Consider the following 20,537-nt stretch of genomic DNA (forward strand, 5'->3'; position numbering starts at 1 on the left):
TGGGGCCGAGGACCGGCCCGGCGCCCGGCTGCCCGACCCTACCAGGGCAGGTGGGCCGCCCCCTGGAAGCCGCGGCAGGAGACCGGGACGGGAGGCCCGGATCACGTTCGCGACGCGGCGGACGTGATCCGGGCCTCCCGGTCGACTGCCGTGCCTACTTCGTCAACGCTCCTGCGGCCACCGCGGCGCGCAGCGCCTCGCGCCAGTCGCGCATCGGCGCCAGGCCGGCGCGCGACCAGCCGTCGTGGCCGAGCACGCTGTACGCCGGGCGCGGCGCCGGCCGGACGAACGCGGCGCTGTCGGTCGGCAGGACGCGCTCGGGGTCGAGCCCGAGCTCGGTGTAGATGGCGCGGGTGAAGTCGAACCACGACCCCTGCCCGGCGTTGGTGCCGTGGTAGACGCCCGCGGGGGCGTCGCCGTCGACGAGCTCGACGATCCGCGCGGCGAGGTCGCCGGTCCACGTCGGCTGACCGACCTGGTCGGTGACGACGCTCACGGTGTCGTGCGAGCCGGCCAGCCGGAGCATCGTCGCGGCGAAGTTCGGTCCGTGCGCGCCGTAGATCCAGGCGGTCCGGACGACGTACGACGTGTCCGGGGCGATCTCGCGCACGAACGCCTCGCCCGCGGCCTTGGTGCGGCCGTAGGCGTTGATCGGGTCGGTCGGGGCGTCCTCGGCGTACGGGGCGGTGCCGTTGCCGTCGAAGACGTAGTCCGTCGACACCGTGACGAGCTTCGCGCCGTGGCGGACCGCGGCCTCGGCCAGGAGCTTCGGACCGGTCGCGTTGACGGCGAAGGCGTCGTCCTCGTGGTCTTCTGCGTCGTCGACCTTCGTGTACGCGGCGGAGTTGATCACGACGTCGTGTCCGGCGACGGCGGCGTCCACCGCGGCCGGGTCGGTGATGTCGAGCTCGGCGCGCGAGAGTGCCGTGACGTCGCGGCCGGCGAGCGCGGCCTGGAGGTCACGGCCGAGCATGCCGGCGGCGCCGGTGATGAGGTACCTGGTCATGCGATCGCTGCGCGCTCCTTGAGCGGCTCCCACCACGAACGGTTGTCGCGGTACCACTGCACGACGTCGGCCAGGCCCTGCTCGAAGGGGACCTGCGGCTCGTAGCCGAGCTCGGCCTGGATCTTCGAGATGTCGACCGAGTAGCGCAGGTCGTGGCCGAGACGGTCGGCGACGCGGTCGACGTACGACCAGTCCTTGCCGGTGGCGTCGAGGAGCAGCTGCGTGAGGTCCTTGTTGGTGAGCTCGGTGCCGCCACCGATGTTGTAGATCTCGCCGGCGCGGCCACGGGTCAGGACCATCGCGATGCCGCGGGTGTGGTCGTCGACGTGCAGCCAGTCGCGGATGTTGTTGCCCTCGCCGTACAGCGGGACGTGCACGTCGTCGATGAGGTTCGTGACGAAGAGCGGGATGACCTTCTCGGGGAAGTGGTACGGCCCGTAGTTGTTCGAGCAGCGCGTGATCGAGAGGTTCAGCCCGTGGGTGCGGTGGTAGCTGCGGGCGAGCAGGTCGCTGCCGGCCTTCGACGCCGAGTACGGGGAGTTCGGCTCGAGCGGTCGTTCCTCGTCCCACGAGCCCTCGCTGATGGAGCCGTAGACCTCGTCGGTGGAGACGTGCACGAAGCGCTCGGTGCCGTGGCGGAGCGCTGCGTCGAGCAGGCGCTGGGTGCCGACGACGTTCGTCTCGACGAAGATGCCGGAGTCGCGGACCGAGCGGTCGACGTGGGACTCGGCGGCGAAGTGCACGATCGCGTCGACCGTCGGGACGACCTCGTCGAGCTTCGCGGCGTCACGGATGTCGCCGTGCACGAAGGTGTAGCGGGGGGAGTCGGCGACCGGTGCGAGGTTCGCTTCGTTGCCGGAGTAGGTCAGCGCGTCGTAGACGACGACCTCGGCGCCCTCGAGGCCGGGGTACGCGTCCTCCAGGGTGCGGCGGACGAAGTTCGAGCCGATGAAGCCGGCTCCTCCGGTGACGAGGATCTTCACGAGTTCTCTTTCCTGACGGTCGGTTCGTGGGTCGGCGGCGATTCTAGCGGGAGCCCGGTGACGGGGGTGGTCGTGGTGCTCGGCACGGCGGCCGTGGTGCTCGGCACGGCGGGCGTGGCGCTCGGCACGGCGGCCGCGCGCCAGACGAACACGGCGGCTGCGACGGCGGCGGCGAGGAACAGTGCGCCGGCCAGCGCGATCGGGACCGGCCCGGCGAGCGAGCCACCGGCCATCGCCGACAGGCCGCCGGGGGTGACCCGGAACTGGACGTTCTCCCACGCGCCGCGGTACGCGATACCGATGCCGTACAGGGCGATGGCGAACGAGCCGACGGCGGCGATCCGGGCGAGCCGGCGGCGCAGTTCCGGACGGACGACCAGGGCACGCCACGCCACGGCCTGCGACAGCACGAGGGCGACGACGGCCATGAACAGGAACCGGCCCTGCAGCCCGTTGCCCTGGTGCGTGCCGAGGTAGTTCCGCCAGTTGTAGGCCAGGGTCGCGACGACGACGAGCACCGGCCAGACCAGGGCGATGGTCATCACCCGGCGTCCGGCGCCGCGACGCGCGTACGACCAGCCGAGGGCGACGAGACCGACGATCGCCAGGGCGTCGACGACCATGGGCGGCAGCGGCCACTGGTTCGCGCCGAAGTCCCCGAAGAACGAGGCGGTCAGGCCGTCCCACTGCCGACCGGCGAACGCGCCGGGGTTCGCGCCGCCCGACGGGTACGGCTGCACCGCGGTCACGCCGCGCAGGGCGTCCGGCAGCAGGGTCCCGCTGACGAGCAGCGTGCGGACCCACCACCAGCCGGACACGGCGGCGGCAGCGACGACGACCACGCCGGCGCGCAGGGCCGACCGGCGCCACGGACGTGCGGTGCGCTGGTCGCGGTCGCGGTCGCGCTCGCCGCGCTCGTCGCGCTCGTCGCGGGCCAGCGCGAACACGAGCACGACGAACGGCACCGCCAGCAGACCGAGCGCGCTGATCGCCGCCAGCCCGGTCACCGCCACGGCCAACCCGGCCGTGGTCCACCACGACCGGTCACCGGTGAGCACCCGCACGCTCAGCCACACGAGCACGGCGCCGAGCAGGATCATCGGTGCCCACGACGTCACGCCGGCGCCGACCTGCGCGAGCTGCGGCACCGCGAAGAGCAGCAGCGGTGCGACCAGGGCGGTCCGCGGCGACCGCGTCACCCGGCGGACGGTCGCCCACACGAGCACCGGCAGCGCGGTCACGAGCACGACGTCGAACAGGCGCAGGACGAGCACCGAGGTGGCCCAGTCGTGCGCCCCGAAGCGGATCAGGCGCAGGATGCCCGCGGCGACGAGCCAGTACGTCGGCGGGTTCTGCGACATCGGGTCGATCGCGGGGGAGTCGCCGGGGACAGCTGCCAGGAGCGCGTCGACCGTGGGGCGGTCGACGGCGGGCACCGGGTGCTCCACGATCTGCCGGATGGCGGCGAGGTAGTGCATCTCGCCGCCGTGCGGCCACCCGAGGCCGAGCGCCAGCCGGAACGCGGCGTCGACGTGCGCGGGCTCGTCGGGGGCGCCGAACGCCGGGGTGAGCAGGGCGAAGCCGAGCAGCAGGCCCAGCCACGCGACGGTGATCGTGCCGAGCACGACCCACTCGCGGCGGGCGGTCACGCCGTCACCGCCGTCCGGCGCACGAAACGCACCAGCAGGACCGCCGTGGCGATCAGCGCGACCGCTGCCACGGTGGCCAGCGTGAAGTTCCCGCCGGCAGCGAGCATGCCGTACTGGTCGAACTTGACGATCGAGAACTCGTCGATCCAGAACGCGGCGTCACGGCCGAACGCCCGGAGCGCGTAGACGACGCCGTAGAGGGCGATGGCCGTCGCCGCGACGGACATGCCGACGGCCAGTCGTGTGGCGCCGGCCGCGGTGACGGTCACGCGCCGCCAGGCCAGGGCGCTCAGGGCGATGAGGGCGATGAGGGTGGGGTAGTAGTAGCGGCCCTGGGTGCCGGCGACGATCGTGTTCCGCACGTAGCCGCCCCACCCGCTCTGCATGTGCAGGGCGATCAGGATGACGGGGTACGACGCCAGGACGATCGCGGGTCGCAGCGACGGGCCGCGGCGGAACGCCCAGATGACGATGCCGGCGATCGACACGATGGTCAGGCCGTCGATCAGGAACTGGGCGAACTGGAACTGCGTCAGGCCGCCGACGCTGCCCCAGAACGTGCGGGTCACGCCGTTCCAGTAGTCGCGCAGGAAGACCTCCGGGCTGGCGGCGGTGTCGTCCGGGAACGGCATCGACGGACGGGCGTAGGCCATGCCGTCGGGCTGGATCGCGTGGTACACGAGGATGTTCCGAAGCCACCACCACCCACCGACGACGCCGGCGATCCCCAGCGTCCAGGTGGTGCGCAGGACGTTCCGCCAGACGGTCGCGCGGGTGCAGCCCGCCGCCATCACCGCGATCCCGACGAAGGGGACGGCGGGCAGGGCAGTTCCCTTGGTCAGCAGCATCGCGCCGAGCAGCAGGCCGATCCACACCGTGGTCCGCACCCGCTGGTCGCCCGTGAGCAGCCGGACGACGAAGTACACCAGCGCACCCGCGAGGGGCAGCATCAGGGCGTCGTTCGTCACCGAGGTACCGATCGACGCGACCTCGGGGACGGCCAGGATCGCCGCCCCGCCGACCACGGCAGCCCGGGGCGAGCGGGTCAGCCGACGCACCGTGGCCCACGCCAGGAACGGCAGGGGCAGCACGAGCAGGGCGTCGAACAGCCGCAGGGCCATCACGGCGTGGTCCCACCGCAGGTCCTCGAAGTGCACCAGGTGGAGCACCCCGGCGGCCAGCGCGTAGTACGTGGGCGGGTGCTGCGACATCTGGTCGATGCTCGTCGGGTGCACGCCGGGGAACTCCCGCAGCAGCTCGCCCCACGTCGCGTTGTCGGACGCCGGCTGTCGCAGGTTGCTGATCTGCGTGTCGTGCGTGGCGTTGAGGTAGTGCATCGCGCCCGGCTCCGGCCAGGCGTCACCGATCGCCAGGTGCAGGACGGCGTCGACGTGCGTCGGCTCGTCCGGCGCCTTGTACGTGGTCGTCACGATCGCCCAGACCGCCAGGACGGCGGCGAACGCGACCGTCAGGGCGATGACGACGACGCGCTCGGCACGGCCGACCCGTGGGCGGGCGACGGTGCCCGACACGGCCGGGGCCGTGTCAGTCGCCATACCGCTGCAGTTTCTGCAGGTCGAGCTGCTCCTCGGCCAGCGTGCGGTTGAGGCGGGTGAGGTCAGCGACGACGCCGATCACGATGGAGAGCAGCGCCGTGATGAGCAGCACCACACCCAGGATGATCGACTGCAGGTGGTTGCCGGGGGTCTGCATCGCGAGCAGCACCAGGTAGCGGACGAGCGGCCAGAGCCCGAGGCCGCCCAGGATCACGCTGACCCAGGCGAAGAGCGCCATCGGCCGGTACATCAGGTAGACCCGGGCGATCGCGGAGCCGGACTCGAACATGTGCTGGAAGATGTTGCTGAACAGCCGGGACTCGCGGGTCTTCGGGTTCGTCGTGATCGGCACGGACGCGATCGCCAGGCGCTTGTAGCCGGCCTGCACGATGGTCTCCATGCAGTAGCTGAAGCGCGTGACGATGTTCAGGCGGATCAGCGAGTACTTCGAGTACGCGCGGAACCCGCTCGCGGCGTCGGGCAGGTCGAGCCCGGCGGCGCGGCTGGCGACCCACGACCCGAAGCGCTGCATGAGCTTCTTGAAGCCGGAGAAGTGCTCGATCGTGCGGGTCTGCCGGTCGCCGATGACGATCTCGGCTTCCTTGCGCAGGATCGGCTGGACGAGCTCGGCGATCTGCGCCTGCGGGTACTGGTTGTCGCCGTCGGTGTTGACGACGATGTCGGCACCGTGCAGCAGGGCGTAGTCGACGCCGTCGCGGAACGACCGGGCGAGCCCCATGTTGGTCGTGTGGTGCACGAAGTGCTTGACGCCGTGTTCCTTGGCGACCTCGACGGTGCGGTCGGTGCTGCCGTCGTTGATGACCAGGATCTCGATCTCGTCGATGCCGTCGATCTCACGCGGGATCGAGTCGATGACGCTGGCGAGGGTGTTCTCCTCGTTGAGGCAGGGGATCTGGACGAATAGCTTCACGGGCTCGCTTGGTCTCGTTTCGGGAGTCGCAGCGCGCGGGGCGCGGGGCACAGAACCAGGACAGCCTATGCGATGCGCCACCTTGCTAGGCTTCCCCGGTGCAGATCCGCGAACTGAAGATCCCCGGCGCGTGGGAGTTCACGCCCGTCCAGCACGGCGACGCACGAGGAGCATTCCTCGAGGCGTACCGGGCCGACGTCCTCGAAGAGACGGTCGGTCATCCGCTGGACCTCCGCCAGGTGAACATGTCGATCTCGTCGGCCGGCGTCGCGCGGGGCATCCACTACGCCCTCGTCGCACCGAGCCAGGCGAAGTACGTCACCGCCGTCCGAGGCGCCTTCATCGACTACATCGTCGACATCCGCGTCGGTTCGCCGACGTTCGGGCAGTGGGACTCGGTCCGCATCGACGACGTCGACCGCAAGGCCGTGTACCTGTCCGAGGGCCTCGGCCACGCGATCGTCGCGCTCGAGGACCACTCCACGGTGAACTACCTGGTCAGCGCGCACTACGACCCCGAGCGCGAGAAGGGGATCACGATCCTCGACCCGACCGTCGGGCTCGAACTGCCGGACGGCATCGGTGAGCCGGTGCTCTCCGAGAAGGACACGAGCGCCCCGACGCTCGAGCAGGCGGCCGCCGCGGGTCTGCTGCCGACGTACGAGGAGTGCGTGGCCTACACCGAGTCCCTCCGCACGACGAAGTAACGAAGTAAGGAAGCGATCCCGATGAAGGGCATCATCCTCGCCGGTGGATCCGGCACGCGCCTCTGGCCGATCACCAAGGGCATCAGCAAGCAGCTCATGCCGATCTACGACAAGCCGATGGTCTACTACCCCCTGTCGACCCTGATGATGGCCGGCATCCGCGAAGTGCTCGTCATCACGACGCCGGAGTACAACGAGCAGTTCAAGGCCCTGCTCGGCGACGGCTCCGCCTTCGGCATGGAGATCCAGTACGCCGTGCAGCCGTCCCCGGACGGGCTCGCTCAGGCCTTCGTCATCGGCGAGGACTTCATCGGCGACGACAGCGTCGCACTCGTCCTCGGCGACAACATCTTCCACGGCACCGGCCTCGGCACGAACCTGCGGAAGAACACCGAGGTCGACGGCGCGACGATCTTCGCGTACCACGTGGCCGACCCGAAGGCGTACGGCGTCGTGGAGTTCGACGACGACTTCACCGCCGTCTCCATCGAGGAGAAGCCGGCCGAGCCGAAGTCGAACTACGCCGTCCCCGGCCTGTACTTCTACGACAACAAGGTCATCGAGATCGCGAAGACGATCGAGCCGAGCGCCCGTGGCGAGCTCGAGATCTCGACGGTCAACGAGCGCTACCTCGAGGCCGGTGAACTCGGCGTCCAGGTCCTCGACCGTGGCACCGCGTGGCTCGACACCGGCACGTTCGAGTCGATGATGCAGGCGTCCGAGTACGTCAAGGTCATCGAGGACCGCCAGGGCTTCAAGATCGGGTGCATCGAGGAGATCGCCTGGCGCAACGGCTGGATCGACGACGCGCAGCTCGCCGAGCTCGCCGCGCCGCTCGTCAAGGGTGGCTATGGCGTCTACCTCCAGCGGCTCCTCGGCGCCTAGCACCGCCCGTGGCGTCCGGTTCTGGGTGGTTCGGTCGCCGTCGTCGCGACACGACGGCTGCCGACCACCCCGACCGGGAGGCCCGTCCCACGCCCGCAGCGACGACTGACGTCGTCCGCGTGGCCGGCTTCGACGACCCCCTGCCGCACCTGGACCAGGACGTCACGGTCCTCGTCACGACCCGGTCGGACCGGCACGCCGAGGTCACGCGCCTCGTCGCCGTCGCCCGCGAGGCCTTCGGCCGCGGCACTGACGTCCGCGCCGTGAGCTACGTCGCCGACGCCTCGCCGCGCGGTCCGTTCGGTCGTCGCCTGCCGTGGGTGCGCACCGTGCCGGTCGACGGCCTGGGGTCCGCGATCAACGCCGGCCTCGCCGCCGGGGTCGGACGGGTCCTCGTGCTCGTCGACACCTCGGTGACGATCGACGCTGCCGGCCTCCGGGCACTCGCCGCGGCCGACGCGGTGGCACAGGCACGGGTCCGCCTGCCGGACGGCGCACTCCGCTCCGGCGCCCGGCTCCTCCGTCCCGGGGCGCTGCCCTGGTCCGACGACGCCGTTCCCGGAGGCGCCGCCGAGGACGCCGACGCCGTGTTCGCGGCGGACCAACCAGTGCTCTCGATGCCGGGGGCGGCGCTGGTGCCGGCACCGTGCCTCCCGGACGAACGCATGACCCTGACTGCCTGGACCCGCGCCGTCGCCGATGTCCACGGCGGACCGGTGCGCGTCGTCGGTGCGGCGACCCGCTCGGTCGAGGCCGGCCGCACGGTCGACGCCGCGACCGTCGACGCGTTCAGCGCATGGCGGGACCGTGGGCCAGCGACACGTGACGTCGTGGCCGGGCCGCCGCTGCCGCCGTGGGGAGCGCGACCGGTGACACCGGTCCGCCGGACGACCAGCAGCGCCACCGACCCGCTCACCTGGTCGCTGAAGATCGCCGCTCCCGCCGGGCCCGAGGGTGACGGCTGGGGCGACGTGCACTTCGCCGCCGAGCTGGCCGGGGCACTCGAGCGGCTCGGGCAGCGCGTCCGGATCGACCGCCGTGACGCCCACGTGCGGGACGACGATGCCTCGGACGACGTGACGCTCGTGATCCGCGGCCTCGACCGGGTGCCGCCGAACCCCGCGTCGGTGAACCTCCTCTGGGTGATCAGTCATCCCGACGACGTCTCCGACACCGAGCTCCGGTCGTTCGACGCGGCCTTCGCCGCCGGGCCGGTCTGGGCTGCTGCGGCAGCAGCGCGGTCGGGGATCCCGGTCCGCACGCTGCTGCAGGCGACCGACCCCGCGGTGTTCCACCCGGGCGCGCGGGCGACGACGAGCCCCGATGCCGACCGGGTGGTGTTCGTCGGCTCGACCCGCGGCGCCGCGCGCCCGGTGGTCGCCGATGCCGTGGCGCTCGGAGCCGACCTGCGCGTGCACGGCCCGGGGTGGCAGGGCGTGGTCCCCGACGCAGCGCTCGGCGAACCGTCGCTGAGCCGGGCTGAGGTCGCCACGGCCTACGCCTCGGCGCGCGTGGTGCTCAACGACCACTGGGCGGACATGGCGGCCGGTGGCTTCGTGTCGAACCGGGTGTTCGACGTGTTGGCGTCCGGGGGAGTCGTCGTCACCGACGAGGTCGCCGGGCTGACCGAGGTGCTCGACGTCCCGACGCTCGCGGTGGCGCGTTCCCGTGACGAGCTCGCCGCGCTCCTGGACCCGGCACGAGTGTGGCCGTCCGCTGCCGAGCGGGCGGCGGCCGCGTCGCGCATCGCCGCGGAGCACTCCTTCGACGCCCGAGCCGCCGTGCTGCTGGCCGCCGCCCGAACCGAACGCGCCCGCCTCCGCGCCTGATCCCCGCTCCGCCTCCGCTTGCCGGTCCCGCCGCCCGCACTGCCCGGCGCACAACCAAAGTGCATCCGAACCGCGGCATGCCACGGCGCGAACGCGCTTTGGTTGTGCGGAGAGGCTCTGAACCGGGTCAGGCGGCGCGGTGGGCGACGGGGAGTTCGGCGCCGGACGGCTCCGGGTCCTGGCCCGACGGGAGCGTCGGGCGCCAACTGCGGCGCAGGGCACCGAGCAGCAGGAACAGGTCCAGGATCGGGAAGCCGCCGAACAGCGCGATCCACGCCGGCGACCCGATGTCGCGGAGTCGTCGCGCGCCGAGTGCCAGGTTCGGGATGACGGTCAGCACGCACCACACGAACAGCACCCACTGCGACGGCGGCCCCTGGGCGACGACGTGCCAGCCGTCGGGGCTGCCGTTGAGGCTCAAGACGGACTGCCCGATCCCGAGGAACCCGGGGGTGTTCTGGAAGGTCGACATCGAGTCGTCGGCGTCCGGGATCCCGGTGGCCATCGGCACGAACGTCACGACGAGCCAGACCACGAGCACGTCGACGGCGCGTGCCCACCAGAACTCGGCCCGGCTCGCACGGGCACGGCGGAACGTGAACGCCCCCGTCCAGTAGCGGCGGGCGGCGTCGATCGGGCCGCAGCCGAGCCAGGGTTCCGGGTCGCGGTGCACGACGCTGAGCCTAGTGGGGTCGCGCACGGCCCTGCAGGCCCCCGACCGGGCTATTTGCGTGTGACCCAGCGGGCGCGGGCGGAGAGGCCCGCGTGCAGGGCGACCCGCAGCGGCCAGAGCCACCACGCCCGGTACTTCCGCGACAGGAACCGGTACGCGCTGCGGTGGTGCTCGATCTCCATCCGGCGCCGGTTGGACGACGTCGAGTGCGCCCCGGTGTGGGTGACCACGGCCGTCGGCACGTACACGTTCGCGCGACCGGAGCGACCGACGCGCTGGCCCAGGTCGACGTCCTCGAAGTACATGAAGTACGACTCGTCGAACCCGCCGAGTTCGCGGAACACCGACGTCCGGATGAGGAAGCACGCGCCGGACAGCCAGCCGGCCTCGCGCTCGACGACCTGCGTGGTGGACCAGTACCGCTGGCTCCACGGGTTGGCGGGCCAGAACCGCGAGAACGCCGCGTGGCCGAGCCCGGTCCGGAGCGACGGCAGCTGGCGCGCGGACGGGTACGTCTCGCCCTGCTCGTCGAGGATCCGCGGCCCGAACGACCCGCCGGACGGCAGCCGGTCGGCGGCGCGGACGAGTTCGTCGATCGAGCCGGGTGCGAGCACGACGTCGGGGTTCGTGACGAGCAGGAACTCGGGGCGGACGTCGGGCAGGACGTCGTCGAGGGCGCTCAGTGCGGCGTCGATGCCTCCGCCGTAGCCGCGGTTGCCCCCGGAGGACACCACGACGGCACCGTAGGACTCACCGATCGCCCGCAGTGCGTCGATGTCGGCGGAGCCGTTGTCGGCGATCACGACGGCGACCGGCTCCGAGGACGCCGCCGCGACGCTCGCCAGGAACGGCCGGATGGTCTCGCCGGTGTTGTAGGTGACCGTCAGCACGGCGACGCGGATCACCGGGTACCCCCGGCCCGAGCGTCCCGGGCCACGGCCGAGTAGGCCTCGACGTGCACGGCTGCCGTGGCCTCCCACGTGAACGAGGCGGCCCGGGCCAGCGCGGCCGCCCGGTGCGACGCGACGAGCGACGGGTCGTCGAGCAGCCGCGTCATCGCGGACGCCAGTGCGGAGGCGGACGGCTCGGTGTACACCGCTGCGTCACCGCCGACCTCGGGCAGTGACAGCCGCCGGGTGGTCAGGACGCAGGCGCCGGAGGCCATCGCCTCGACCACCGGCAGCCCGAAGCCCTCGCCGAGCGACGGGTAGACGACGAACTCCGCGCCGCCGAGGTAGCCCGCCAGGTCCTCGAGGGGCAGGTAGCCGGCCTCGATCACGTGGTCGTCCGGCTGCAGCGCGTCGAGCCGGGCGATCGCGGACTCGTCCCAGCCGCGGGCCCCGGAGAGCACCAGCCACGGGACGTCGGAGCCACCAGCCGAGCCACCGTCCGAGCCGGCGTCCGCGCGCGCGGAACGCACCGCGGCGTAGGCGTCGAGCAGCGCGGTGACGTTCTTCCGCGGTTCGATCGTGCCGAGGAACGCGATCCACGGCGCACCCTCGGGCAGCGTCGCGGCGATCCGGGCGTCCTCGACCTCGGCGGTGGACGGCTCGTGGAACACGGCACGGTCGACGCCGAGCGGTGCGACCCGGACGTCGGCGCGGATGCCGGTCACGACCCGTGCGGCCTCGGTCGCGGTGGCCGCGCTCGGCACGATGACGACCGGGCGGGAGCGCAGGGACCGGCGGCTCCACCAGGTGAAGAACGTCCGCTTCAGGCGGGAGTGCCACTCGGGGTTCGAGAAGAACGTGGCGTCGTGCAGGGTGACGACGGATCCGCCGCGCCACGCGAACGGGAACGTGTAGTGCGGGGAGTGCAGCACCTGCGCGCCGAGCCGACGGCCGAGCGCCGGCAGCCCGGTCTGCTCCCAGAGGAACCGGAGCGGCACCGAGTCGGTCCAGCCCGGCGCGGTGTGCACGGTCGCGCGCGGCGCGACGGCGGCGAAGTGCGGAGCGTGCACGGGTCGGACCACCAGGTGGACGTCGAGCGCCGGGTCGGTCAGGTGCGACACGACCCCCTCGACGTAGCGGCCCACACCGCCGAGTGCACGCGGTACCGCGGTCCCGTCGACGAGGACGGTGAGCTGCGGCACGCGAGGGTCCTTCCGAACGGGGGCGCCACGGTCGGGACCGTCGGCGGGGGAGCGAGCAGGGGAGTGACCAGGATAGCCCTCCGCGCTCATGCGCCCGGGTCCACGCTGCGGCGCGGGACGGACGCGCGCCGCGACTCGCGGAGCCGCCGCGCGAGGTGCGACGGGAGCGCCCCGACGACGTCCGCGAACGCTGCCAGGACGAGCCGGGCCTCCCGTCGGGTGGGAGCAGTGAGCAGTCCGCGCAGGCCGCGGAAGAGGGTCCGGGCGCTCGCCCGCAGGACGGTGCCCCACGGCGCGTGCCAGAGCGCGACGACCATCCGGTTGCGCGCGTTGCGGAAGAGGAACAGGTCGCTCTGCACCCCGGACGACGCCGAGTGGTCGTGCTCGACGACGGCGTCGGCCGCGTGTTCCACGCGCCAGCCGCGTCGGCGGAGTCGCCACGCGAGTTCGGTGTCCTCGTAGTACATGAAGAGCGACTCGTCGAGCAGGCCGACGTCGTCGAGCGCGCTCCGCCGCAGGGCGGAGGCCCCACCGGAGAACCCGAAGACGTCGACGTCCGCGACCCGGTCGACGGGCGCGAACCAGTCGCGGTCCATGCCGTTGCCGTCGCGGTCGACGCGCACGCCGGTCGAGTTGAGGCGCACGTCGCCGTCGGGCGACGGCGTCCACAGACGGCCGTCGTGGCCCTGCAGCACGCGCTGGCCGGGTGCGGGCGTCGCGCCGACCGGGAGGCCCGTCCAGCGTCCGGCGAGCACGATGCGGCCCGTCACGGCCGCGACCTCGGGCCGCGCCTGCGCCAGGTGGTCGCGGAGCGCCGCGACGAAGCCCGGCGCGGGGACCGCGTCGTTGTTGAGCAGCACGACGACGTCGGCGTCCGCGTGCCGGATGCCGGTGTTCGCGCCGGCCGCGAACCCGCCGTTGCGCTCCCGCGAGACCACGTCGACGTCGGGCAGTTCGCGGCGGAGGACGGCGACGGAGTCGTCCGACGAGCCGTTGTCGACGACGACCACCTGGTCGGCCGCGCCCTCGGCGAGCACGGCGCGGACGGCCGCGGTCGTCAGGTCGGCGCGTTCCCAGTTGACGACGACGACCGCGGTGCGCGGGACGCCCGGGGTCCGGACGTCGGTGCCGTCGTCGGTCGGGCTCAGTCCAGCTCCTCGATCGAGGGCTGCGCGTAGACCGTGCCCACGGCGTTCTCGAACCCGGGCACCTCGAACGAGTCGCACTCCGGCATGTCGTGCAGGTGGCGGCCGGCGGAGTCCATCATCGACACGTTGATGAAGTACTTGCCGGTGCCGAACGCGGTGTCGGCGATCCGCAGGCGGAGCTTCCGGCGTCCGTGCAGCGGCTGCAGTTCGAGGCCCATGATGCCGGTGGTGGTGCCGTACACGACCTGGCCGCCGGCGTTGTTGATCTGTACCGCGGCCTCCCAGTCGGCGATGCCGTCCAGGTGCTCGAACTCCATGTCCACGACGAGGTCGTCGCCGGGCATGACCTCGGCGCGGGGCTCCTTGCCGTCGACGTGCACGCTCGCGCCGAGGACCTTGCCGCGGCCGACGGCGACGTCGGTGCTGAGCTCGCCCTGGCGGCGTTCCTCGAGGACCTCGCGGAACATGCTCACGGCCTGGACGGGATCGCCGTCGTGCAGCACCTTGCCCTTGTTGAGCAGCACCACCCGGTCGCACATCTCCTGCACCTGGCTGAGCGAGTGCGTGACGATGATGATCGTCTTGCCCGCCTCTTGGAAGGTGCGGATGCGGTCGAGGCACTTGCGCTGGAACGCCTCGTCGCCGACGGCCAGCACCTCGTCGACGAGCAGGACGTCGGGGTCGGTGTGCACGGCGACGGCGAAGGCGAGTCGCACGTACATGCCGGATGAGTAGAACTTCACCTGGGTGTCGATGAAGTCGCCGATCCCCGAGAACGCCAGGATGTCGTCGAACTTCTCGTCGGTCTGCTTGCGGCTCAGCCCGAGCAGCGACGCGTTGAGGTAGACGTTCTCGCGCCCGGACAGGTCGGGGTGGAAGCCGGCACCGAGCTCGAGCAGCGCGGCGAGGCGACCGCGGCGGGACACCGTGCCGGACGTCGGCTGGATGATGCCGCCGATGGCCTTGAGCAGGGTCGACTTGCCGGAGCCGTTCTGGCCGATGAGGCCGACCGTGGAGCCGGCCTGGATCGACACGGTGACGTCGTCGAGGGCCCAGAAGTCCTGTCGGTGCTTCCGGCCGGCACGACCGAGCGTGACGATGCGCTCGCGCAGCGTGTTGTCCTTGCGGACCGTGAAGCGCTTGCGGACGTGGTCGATGACGATCACGTCCGGGCGCTCGGTGGTGCCCTCGGTGGGCGTCGGGGCGACGGGGGTGCTGATGGCCATGGTCTACAGCTCCTGCGCGAAGTTGCCCTGCAGACGGGAGAACACCCGCTGCGCGCCGAGGAGGCAGAGGACACCGATGACGAACGCGATGCCGAGGCGCAGCATCAGGTGGTCCGGGTACGTGACGTCGGCCGGGTCGTGCAGCCAGATGGCGTTCTGCATGCCGAGCACGGCCAGCGTCAGGGGGTTGTTCGTGTAGGCGGTGATGAGCCAGTCGGTGTTCACGGTGGCGACCACCCGCGAGTACGAGTACACGATCGGCGAGGCCCAGAGGAGGACCATCAGGCCGACGTCGATGACGAACTGCACGTCGCGCAGGTACACGTTGAGCGCGGACAGCACCAGGCCGATGGCCGCGCCGTAGACGAGGATCACCGCGAGCGACGGGATCAGGTAGACGAGCCCCTCGTGGAACGGGAAGACGCCGATGACCACGGTCGCGGCGAGCAGGATCGCGAACTGGATGGTGAAGTTCACCAGGGCCGCGCCGACGCTGGCGAGCGGGAAGACCTCGCGCGGGACGTAGACCTTCTTGATCAGCCCGGAGTTGCCGACGATCGAGCCGGTCGAGCCGGCGACGATCTCGCTGAAGAGCGTGTAGGCGGTCAGGCCGGTGAAGACGTAGATCGCGAAGTTGTCGATGCCGTTGGCGGCGCCGAGGACCTTGCCGATGACGAAGTAGTAGATGAGCAGCTGGGTCAGGGGGCGCACCAGCGTCCACACGAACCCGAGCGCCGAGTCCTTGTACCGCGCCTTCAGGTCGCGTCGGATGAGCATCCCGAGCATCTCGCGCTGCCGGAAGACGTCGCGCAGCTCTCGCCAGGTTCCGCGGAAGGCGCTCGTCGGAGCGCCGATCACGACGAGGGGTTCCTTCGCGAGCGCCGCCATGCGGGCTTGATCGACCATACGTCTCTTCGTTCGTGGGGGCAGGACCGGAACAGCATACTCACCGGGCCCGCGCGGCAGGGATGGGCGACGGCCGTCGTGCACCCCGAGCGGGGGTGATTCCGGACCGATCCAACCCTCAACCTTCACTTTGGGGTTACCGTTGTCGCAACCCGGACCCTTGTCAACATCCACAGGACGGCCCGTCAGCATGCTCCTCGCATCCAGGCCGATCGCTGCGTTCGCGGTGGTCGGTGCCCTCAGTGTTCTCTTGGCCGGTTGTTCCGGTGGTGGCGACGACGCCACCCCGTCGCCGTCCGCGTCAGCGACCCGTACCGCGAGTCCGACCCCGACCGCCGACGACCCGGCGACCACGGAGCCCACCGGCACCGCGTCGTCGCCCGCGTCCGAGGCCACCGACGACCCCACCGCCTCGGACGACGACACCCCCGGTGCCTTCCCGGGGAGCGGCTCGACCAACGAGCCGGACACCGACCCGTCGGACTTCCCGGCGACCGCCGTCGTCACCTACAGCGGCTGGGACACGGCTTCGAAGTCGCTGCAGGCCGGCGGACTCGTCTCCGGCACCACCGACACCAGCGGGACCTGCACGTTCACCGCGAAGAAGGGGAGCGTCACGCGCACCGCCACGAGCGCGGCGCAGGCGAGCGCTTCCTCGGTCAACTGCGCGCAGGTCGCGTTCCCCGCGGCCCAGGTCCCCAGCGGCACCTGGTCCGTCACCCTGACCTACGCCGTCGGCTCCGCGTCGACGACGTCCGACCCGATGCCGGCGGAGGTGCCGTGATGCGTTCCATCCAGACCGAGTCGGACGGGCGCCGTCGCCGACCCTTCCGGACCTCCCTCGCGATCGTCGCGGCACTCGCCGTCGCCGTCAGCGGGCTGACCTTCGGCACGATCCTGTCCGAGCAGACCACGACCGAGTCCGCCTCGGCCGCCGTCGCCGGCGACTTCGACCCGGGCAACATCATCAGCGACGCCAACTTCTACAACGGCTCGGCGATGAACGCCGCGTCCGTGCAGTCGTTCCTGACGAGCGTCGCCCCGAACTGCCGGAAGTCGTCGAGCGGACCCGCTTGCCTGAAGGACTTCTCGCAGAAGATGAGCGCGATCGGCGCCGTCTCCGGCCGGTGCAGCGCCATCGCCGGCGGCACCAAGTCCGCCGCGACGATGATCGCCCAGGTCGGCGCCGCGTGCGGCATCAGCCAGAAGGTGCTCCTCGTGCTCCTGCAGAAGGAGCAGGGCATCGTCACGACGTCCTCGCCGACGTCCTACATGTACCTGCACGCCACCGGCTTCGCGTGCCCCGACACCGCCCCGTGCGACCCGGCGTACTTCGGCTTCGGTCAGCAGGTCTACGCCGCCGCGCTCCAGTTCAAGCGCTACCAGTCGTCGCCGACCTCGTGGGCGTACCAGGCGGGTCGGACCAACTCGATCCTCCTCAACCCGAACGCGGCCTGCGGCCGCAAGTCCGTCTACATCCAGAACCAGGCGACCGCAGGGCTGTACATCTACACCCCGTACACCCCGAACACCGCCGCGATGTCGAACCTCTACGGCACCGGCGACGGCTGCTCGGCGTACGGCAACCGCAACTTCTGGCGCATGTACACCGACTGGTTCGGCTCGGCGACCGGCGGCGGCAACCCGTACGGCAACGTCGACGCGGTCACGCCGAGCTCGACGTCGTCGATCACGGTCAGCGGCTGGGCCGTCGACCCGGACACCACGAGCGCGCTCCGCGTCGCGTTCTACGTCGACGGCGCCGGGGCGAAGACCGTCACCGCGAACGTGAACCGGCCCGACCTGTCCGCCACCCTCGGCGCGAACAACCTCAAGCACGGGTTCTCGACCGAGCTGACCGGGCTGAGCGTCGGCAAGCACTCGGTGTGCACCTACGCCATCAACCAGGGCAAGGGCAGCAACACGCTGCTCGGCTGCTACACCCGCACGGTCGTGAGCGCAGCCCCGAAGGGTGCACTCGACACCGTCACCGGCAGCGCCGGCACGATCACCGCGACCGGCTGGGCGCTCGACCCCGACTCGGCGAAGCCCGCCCCGTGGAAGATCCTGGTCGACGGCGTCAGCAAGGCGACCGGCACCACCGACCGCACCCGCACCGACGTCGCCAAGGTCTACAAGGGCGTCGGCAGCACCCTCGGGTTCTCGAAGACGATCGGCGGCATCACGCCGGGGACCCGCACCGTGGCGCTGTACACGCAGGACAAGCCCGGCACCGACTACGTCAAGGTCGCGTCGAAGTCCGTCACCGTCAGCGCCCCCACCACCGGCAAGACCGGCAAGACCGGAGCGCTCCGCGGGACGTACGAGTCCGTCACCGGCGGCGCCGGCACGGCCACGGTGCGCGCGTGGGCGATCGACCCGGACGTCTGGGACCCCGTCAAGTACAAGGTCCACGTCGACGGCGTCAGCACGAACAGCGGCACCGCGAACGCCACCCGCACCGACGTCGAGGCGAAGCACCCGTCCTGGGGTTCCGACGTCGGCCTGGCACTCCGCCTGACCGGGCTGAGCGCCGGCAACCACACCGTGCGGGTCTACTTCCAGGACCTGCCGAGCGGCACCTACAAGAGCTTCGGCACGAAGACCGTGAAGGTGACGTCGGCCACGGCCCCGTCGTCCGGCACCACCGGCAAGACCGGCAAGACCGGCGCGGTGACGGGCTCGTACGAGTCGGTCACCGGCGGCGTCTACAGCGCGACGGTCAAGGGCTGGGCGATCGACCCCGACGTGTGGGACCCGGTCAAGTACAAGATGCACCTGGACGGCGTCGCGATCGACCCGGGCGTGGTGAACGCCAAGCGCACCGACGTCGAGGCGGTCCACCCGGGCTGGGGCTCCGACGTCGGCCTGTCCGTGCAGCTCACCGGTCTGAGCGCGGGCACGCACACCGTCCGCGTGTACTTCCAGGACCTGCCGAGCGGCACGTACAAGAGCTTCGGCACGAAGTCCTTCACGGTCATCGACCCGCCCGCGACGGGCAAGACCGGCAACACCGGCGCGGTGAAGGGGTCGTTCGACTCCGTCACCGGCGGCAAGGGGACCATCACCGTCAAGGGCTGGGCGATCGACCCCGACGTGTGGGACCCGGTCAAGTACAAGATGCACCTGGACGGCGTCGCGATCACCCCCGGCACGGTGAACGCGACCCGCACCGACGTGCAGAAGAACTACCCGAACTGGGGTTCGGACGTCGGGCTGTCGCGGGTGCTCACCGGGCTGCAGCCCGGCACGCACACCGTGCGGGTCTACTACCAGGACCTGCCGAGCGGGACGTACAAGAGCTTCGGGACGAAGACGGTGACCGTGCAGTAGACGGTCGCCGAGACGGACGGGAGGCCCGTGGCGGATCCGCCACGGGCCTCCCGTCTGTCCTGTGGTCGCGCCCACGGCGGCGGATCGTGAGCAGGAATGGTCGGGTCCGGTGGACGGACCCGACCATTCCTGCTCACGAAGTGAGCGCGCTCGACGTCGGAGCTGGCCCGACGTCGGAGCTGGCCCGACGTCAGCGGCGCACGCGCCGGGCCATCAGGCCCACGCCGTGCAGCAGCCGGTACTCGGGGGAGCGGGTGAGGCCCGCGAACCGCGCCGCGATCTGGTCGCGCTCCGCCTCGGCCTGGCGACGGGCGGTGTCGTACGCGCCGACCTGCTGCTCCGACGCGACGAGCCGCCGGTTGATGTCCTGCACCCCGGACAGGTGGACGTCACGGTCGTGCTCGGCCTGCCGCAGGACCTCGCGCTGCGCGGTCGCCCAGCGCAGGAACGCGTTCCGCTCGCCGGACCGACCCGAGGCGATCGCCACGGCCGCGTCCAGGACCGGGCCGACCTGCTCGGCGCGCGCACGGAACGAGTGCCGCTCGACGACCACGGCACGGAGTCGGGCCGTCAGGGCCGTGCGCTCGGCGCGGGGCATCGCGAGCACCCGCTCGAGCGACGCGGCGTCGTCGAAGACCGGCACGTCGGACAGGCCGAGCTCGTCCAGGCCGAGCGCGCAGTCCGTCACCGGCAGCGCCCCGGACGCGAGTGCCTCGTACAGGCGCGAGTTCAGGGTGCCGTACTCGGCAGCCGGAGCGATCACGTCGTCGACGACGAAGCCGGCGGCGCGGTACACCTCGGGCAGCGCGAAGTAGGACACCGCGGGCCGGAGCTCGACGCCGGCCGTGGCCTCGACGTGGTCGACGTTCGCGGCGAACCACACGACCGGCTCGGCCGGGGCGACCTCGGCGAGCACGTCCTGCACGCGGCGGCGCACGCCCCAGAAGTTGACGGTCGTGACGGCACGGTCCGTGCGTTCGGACGCCGTGGCGGGCGTGGTCGTGCCGGCCCCGCGCGGGCGTTCGTCGGTGAAGAGGTCCAGGTCGACACCGATCGGGACGACCTCGACCGGACCGTCGTACTGCGCGGCGACGGCGTCGCGGGCGATGCCGGACGACGTCCACACCGCGTCGAACTCACCGAGGTAGGGCAGGGCCGCCCACTTCGCGGTCCAGTTCCGCACCCACGCGACCAGGGCGGTGCCGGCGGGGACGTACCCGGGGACGAACGACTCGATCATGCTGACCACGACGGCGGTGTCGGCGGGGACCGCTTCCCCCCAGCGCTCGAGCGGCCACATCGCGACGCCCCAGCCCTCGGCACGGAGCGCCCGTGCGAGCCCGAGTGCGACGAACAGGTCGCCCTTGCCCTCGGTCGGGTCGGCGGTCGAGACGGCGAACCGGACGGTGCCGCGCGGGCCCTCGGCGTGCGCACCGGCCGCGATGGCCGCGTACTCCGGTGCGAGGGGCGAGGACAGGGGAGTGTTCGGGATCACTGCGGCAGTCACGCGGCCCATTCTGCACGAATCGGCGACGGCCACAGGGGAGTGGCGGGGCGCGCCTTGTAGGGTGTCATCGGCTCGCGGCACCCCGTGGGCCGAGCCACCGATCCGC

Annotated in this window: 17 protein-coding genes; 5 read left to right on the forward strand and 12 right to left on the reverse strand. The window is 71.7% G+C overall.

Translation table 11 applies throughout. The annotated features are described in order from the left end of the window. Positions 1–154: 154 nt before the first annotated feature. The 5 genes from rfbD to HQQ88_RS10580 are packed head-to-tail and all read right to left on the reverse strand — an operon-like array spanning position 155 to position 6,125. Positions 155–1,006: a dTDP-4-dehydrorhamnose reductase gene (gene rfbD / locus HQQ88_RS10560; RefSeq protein WP_123938711.1), complete on the reverse strand. Its 852-nt coding sequence runs from the start codon at positions 1,004–1,006 to the stop codon at positions 155–157. Beyond that, positions 1,003–1,989, reverse strand: coding sequence for a dTDP-glucose 4,6-dehydratase (gene rfbB, locus HQQ88_RS10565; protein ID WP_173169397.1), 987 nt, complete (start codon positions 1,987–1,989; stop codon positions 1,003–1,005). Before rfbB ends, rfbD begins: the two co-directional genes overlap by 4 nt. Then, positions 1,986–3,638 (reverse strand): glycosyltransferase family 39 protein, encoded by a 1,653-nt coding sequence (locus HQQ88_RS10570; protein ID WP_173169398.1) that lies wholly within the window; start codon positions 3,636–3,638, stop codon positions 1,986–1,988. The genes rfbB and HQQ88_RS10570 overlap by 4 nt, the downstream gene beginning before the upstream one ends. After that, a complete protein-coding gene (locus tag HQQ88_RS10575) occupies positions 3,635–5,194 on the reverse strand; it encodes a glycosyltransferase family 39 protein (protein ID WP_131881425.1) in 1,560 nt (519 codons plus the stop codon). Before HQQ88_RS10575 ends, HQQ88_RS10570 begins: the two co-directional genes overlap by 4 nt. Continuing rightward, complete coding sequence (locus HQQ88_RS10580; protein ID WP_111086000.1) at positions 5,184–6,125, reverse strand: glycosyltransferase family 2 protein; 942 nt, start codon at positions 6,123–6,125, stop codon at positions 5,184–5,186. The genes HQQ88_RS10575 and HQQ88_RS10580 overlap by 11 nt, the downstream gene beginning before the upstream one ends. A 98-nt stretch (positions 6,126–6,223) precedes the next feature. On the opposite strand from HQQ88_RS10580, the gene HQQ88_RS10585 reads away from it, so the two are divergent. From HQQ88_RS10585 to HQQ88_RS20150, 3 genes are read left to right on the forward strand one after another with little or no spacing between them, the layout of a single operon-like run. Then, positions 6,224–6,832: a dTDP-4-dehydrorhamnose 3,5-epimerase gene (locus tag HQQ88_RS10585; RefSeq protein ID WP_173169399.1), complete on the forward strand. Its 609-nt coding sequence runs from the start codon at positions 6,224–6,226 to the stop codon at positions 6,830–6,832. Positions 6,833–6,853: 21 nt separating this feature from the next. Next, positions 6,854–7,717, forward strand: a complete 864-nt coding sequence (gene rfbA, locus HQQ88_RS10590; protein ID WP_111085998.1) for a glucose-1-phosphate thymidylyltransferase RfbA — start codon at positions 6,854–6,856, stop codon at positions 7,715–7,717. A gap of 8 nt (positions 7,718–7,725) precedes the next feature. Then, complete coding sequence (locus tag HQQ88_RS20150; protein WP_173169400.1) at positions 7,726–9,546, forward strand: glycosyltransferase; 1,821 nt, start codon at positions 7,726–7,728, stop codon at positions 9,544–9,546. A 127-nt stretch (positions 9,547–9,673) separates the two neighbouring features. Here HQQ88_RS20150 and HQQ88_RS10600 read toward each other — a convergent pair whose 3' ends face one another. From HQQ88_RS10600 to HQQ88_RS10625, 6 genes are all read right to left on the reverse strand, one after another. After that, positions 9,674–10,219: a DUF805 domain-containing protein gene (locus HQQ88_RS10600; RefSeq protein ID WP_173169401.1), complete on the reverse strand. Its 546-nt coding sequence runs from the start codon at positions 10,217–10,219 to the stop codon at positions 9,674–9,676. 50 nt (positions 10,220–10,269) lie between these two features. Next, entirely contained in the window at positions 10,270–11,124 is an 855-nt protein-coding gene (locus tag HQQ88_RS10605) for a glycosyltransferase family 2 protein (RefSeq protein ID WP_123292223.1), read from the reverse strand. Beyond that, positions 11,121–12,311 (reverse strand): glycosyltransferase family 1 protein, encoded by a 1,191-nt coding sequence (locus tag HQQ88_RS10610; protein WP_216834471.1) that lies wholly within the window; start codon positions 12,309–12,311, stop codon positions 11,121–11,123. Before HQQ88_RS10610 ends, HQQ88_RS10605 begins: the two co-directional genes overlap by 4 nt. An 86-nt stretch (positions 12,312–12,397) precedes the next feature. Then, positions 12,398–13,537, reverse strand: a complete 1,140-nt coding sequence (locus HQQ88_RS10615) for a glycosyltransferase family 2 protein (protein ID WP_216834473.1) — start codon at positions 13,535–13,537, stop codon at positions 12,398–12,400. Further along, complete coding sequence (locus HQQ88_RS10620) at positions 13,456–14,685, reverse strand: ABC transporter ATP-binding protein (protein WP_173169403.1); 1,230 nt, start codon at positions 14,683–14,685, stop codon at positions 13,456–13,458. Before HQQ88_RS10620 ends, HQQ88_RS10615 begins: the two co-directional genes overlap by 82 nt. Before the next feature lie 3 nt (positions 14,686–14,688). After that, positions 14,689–15,591, reverse strand: coding sequence for an ABC transporter permease (locus HQQ88_RS10625; RefSeq protein ID WP_123292227.1), 903 nt, complete (start codon positions 15,589–15,591; stop codon positions 14,689–14,691). A gap of 190 nt (positions 15,592–15,781) precedes the next feature. Here HQQ88_RS10625 and HQQ88_RS10630 point away from each other — a divergent pair, with 190 nt between their 5' ends. Together HQQ88_RS10630 and HQQ88_RS10635 are read left to right on the forward strand one after the other, a co-directional pair. After that, a complete protein-coding gene (locus HQQ88_RS10630; protein ID WP_133938911.1) occupies positions 15,782–16,375 on the forward strand; it encodes a hypothetical protein in 594 nt (197 codons plus the stop codon). Then, a complete protein-coding gene (locus HQQ88_RS10635) occupies positions 16,375–18,924 on the forward strand; it encodes a hypothetical protein (RefSeq protein WP_173169404.1) in 2,550 nt (849 codons plus the stop codon). Before HQQ88_RS10630 ends, HQQ88_RS10635 begins: the two co-directional genes overlap by 1 nt. Positions 18,925–19,114: 190 nt before the next feature. Here HQQ88_RS10635 and HQQ88_RS10640 read toward each other — a convergent pair whose 3' ends face one another. Next, on the reverse strand, positions 19,115–20,431 hold the full coding sequence (locus HQQ88_RS10640; RefSeq protein ID WP_173169405.1) for a glycosyltransferase: 1,317 nt from the start codon (positions 20,429–20,431) through the stop codon (positions 19,115–19,117). Positions 20,432–20,537 lie beyond the last annotated feature (106 nt).

Origin of the sequence: Curtobacterium sp. VKM Ac-2861 (assembly GCF_013204965.1) — a bacterium.
GTDB lineage: Bacteria > Actinomycetota > Actinomycetes > Actinomycetales > Microbacteriaceae > Curtobacterium.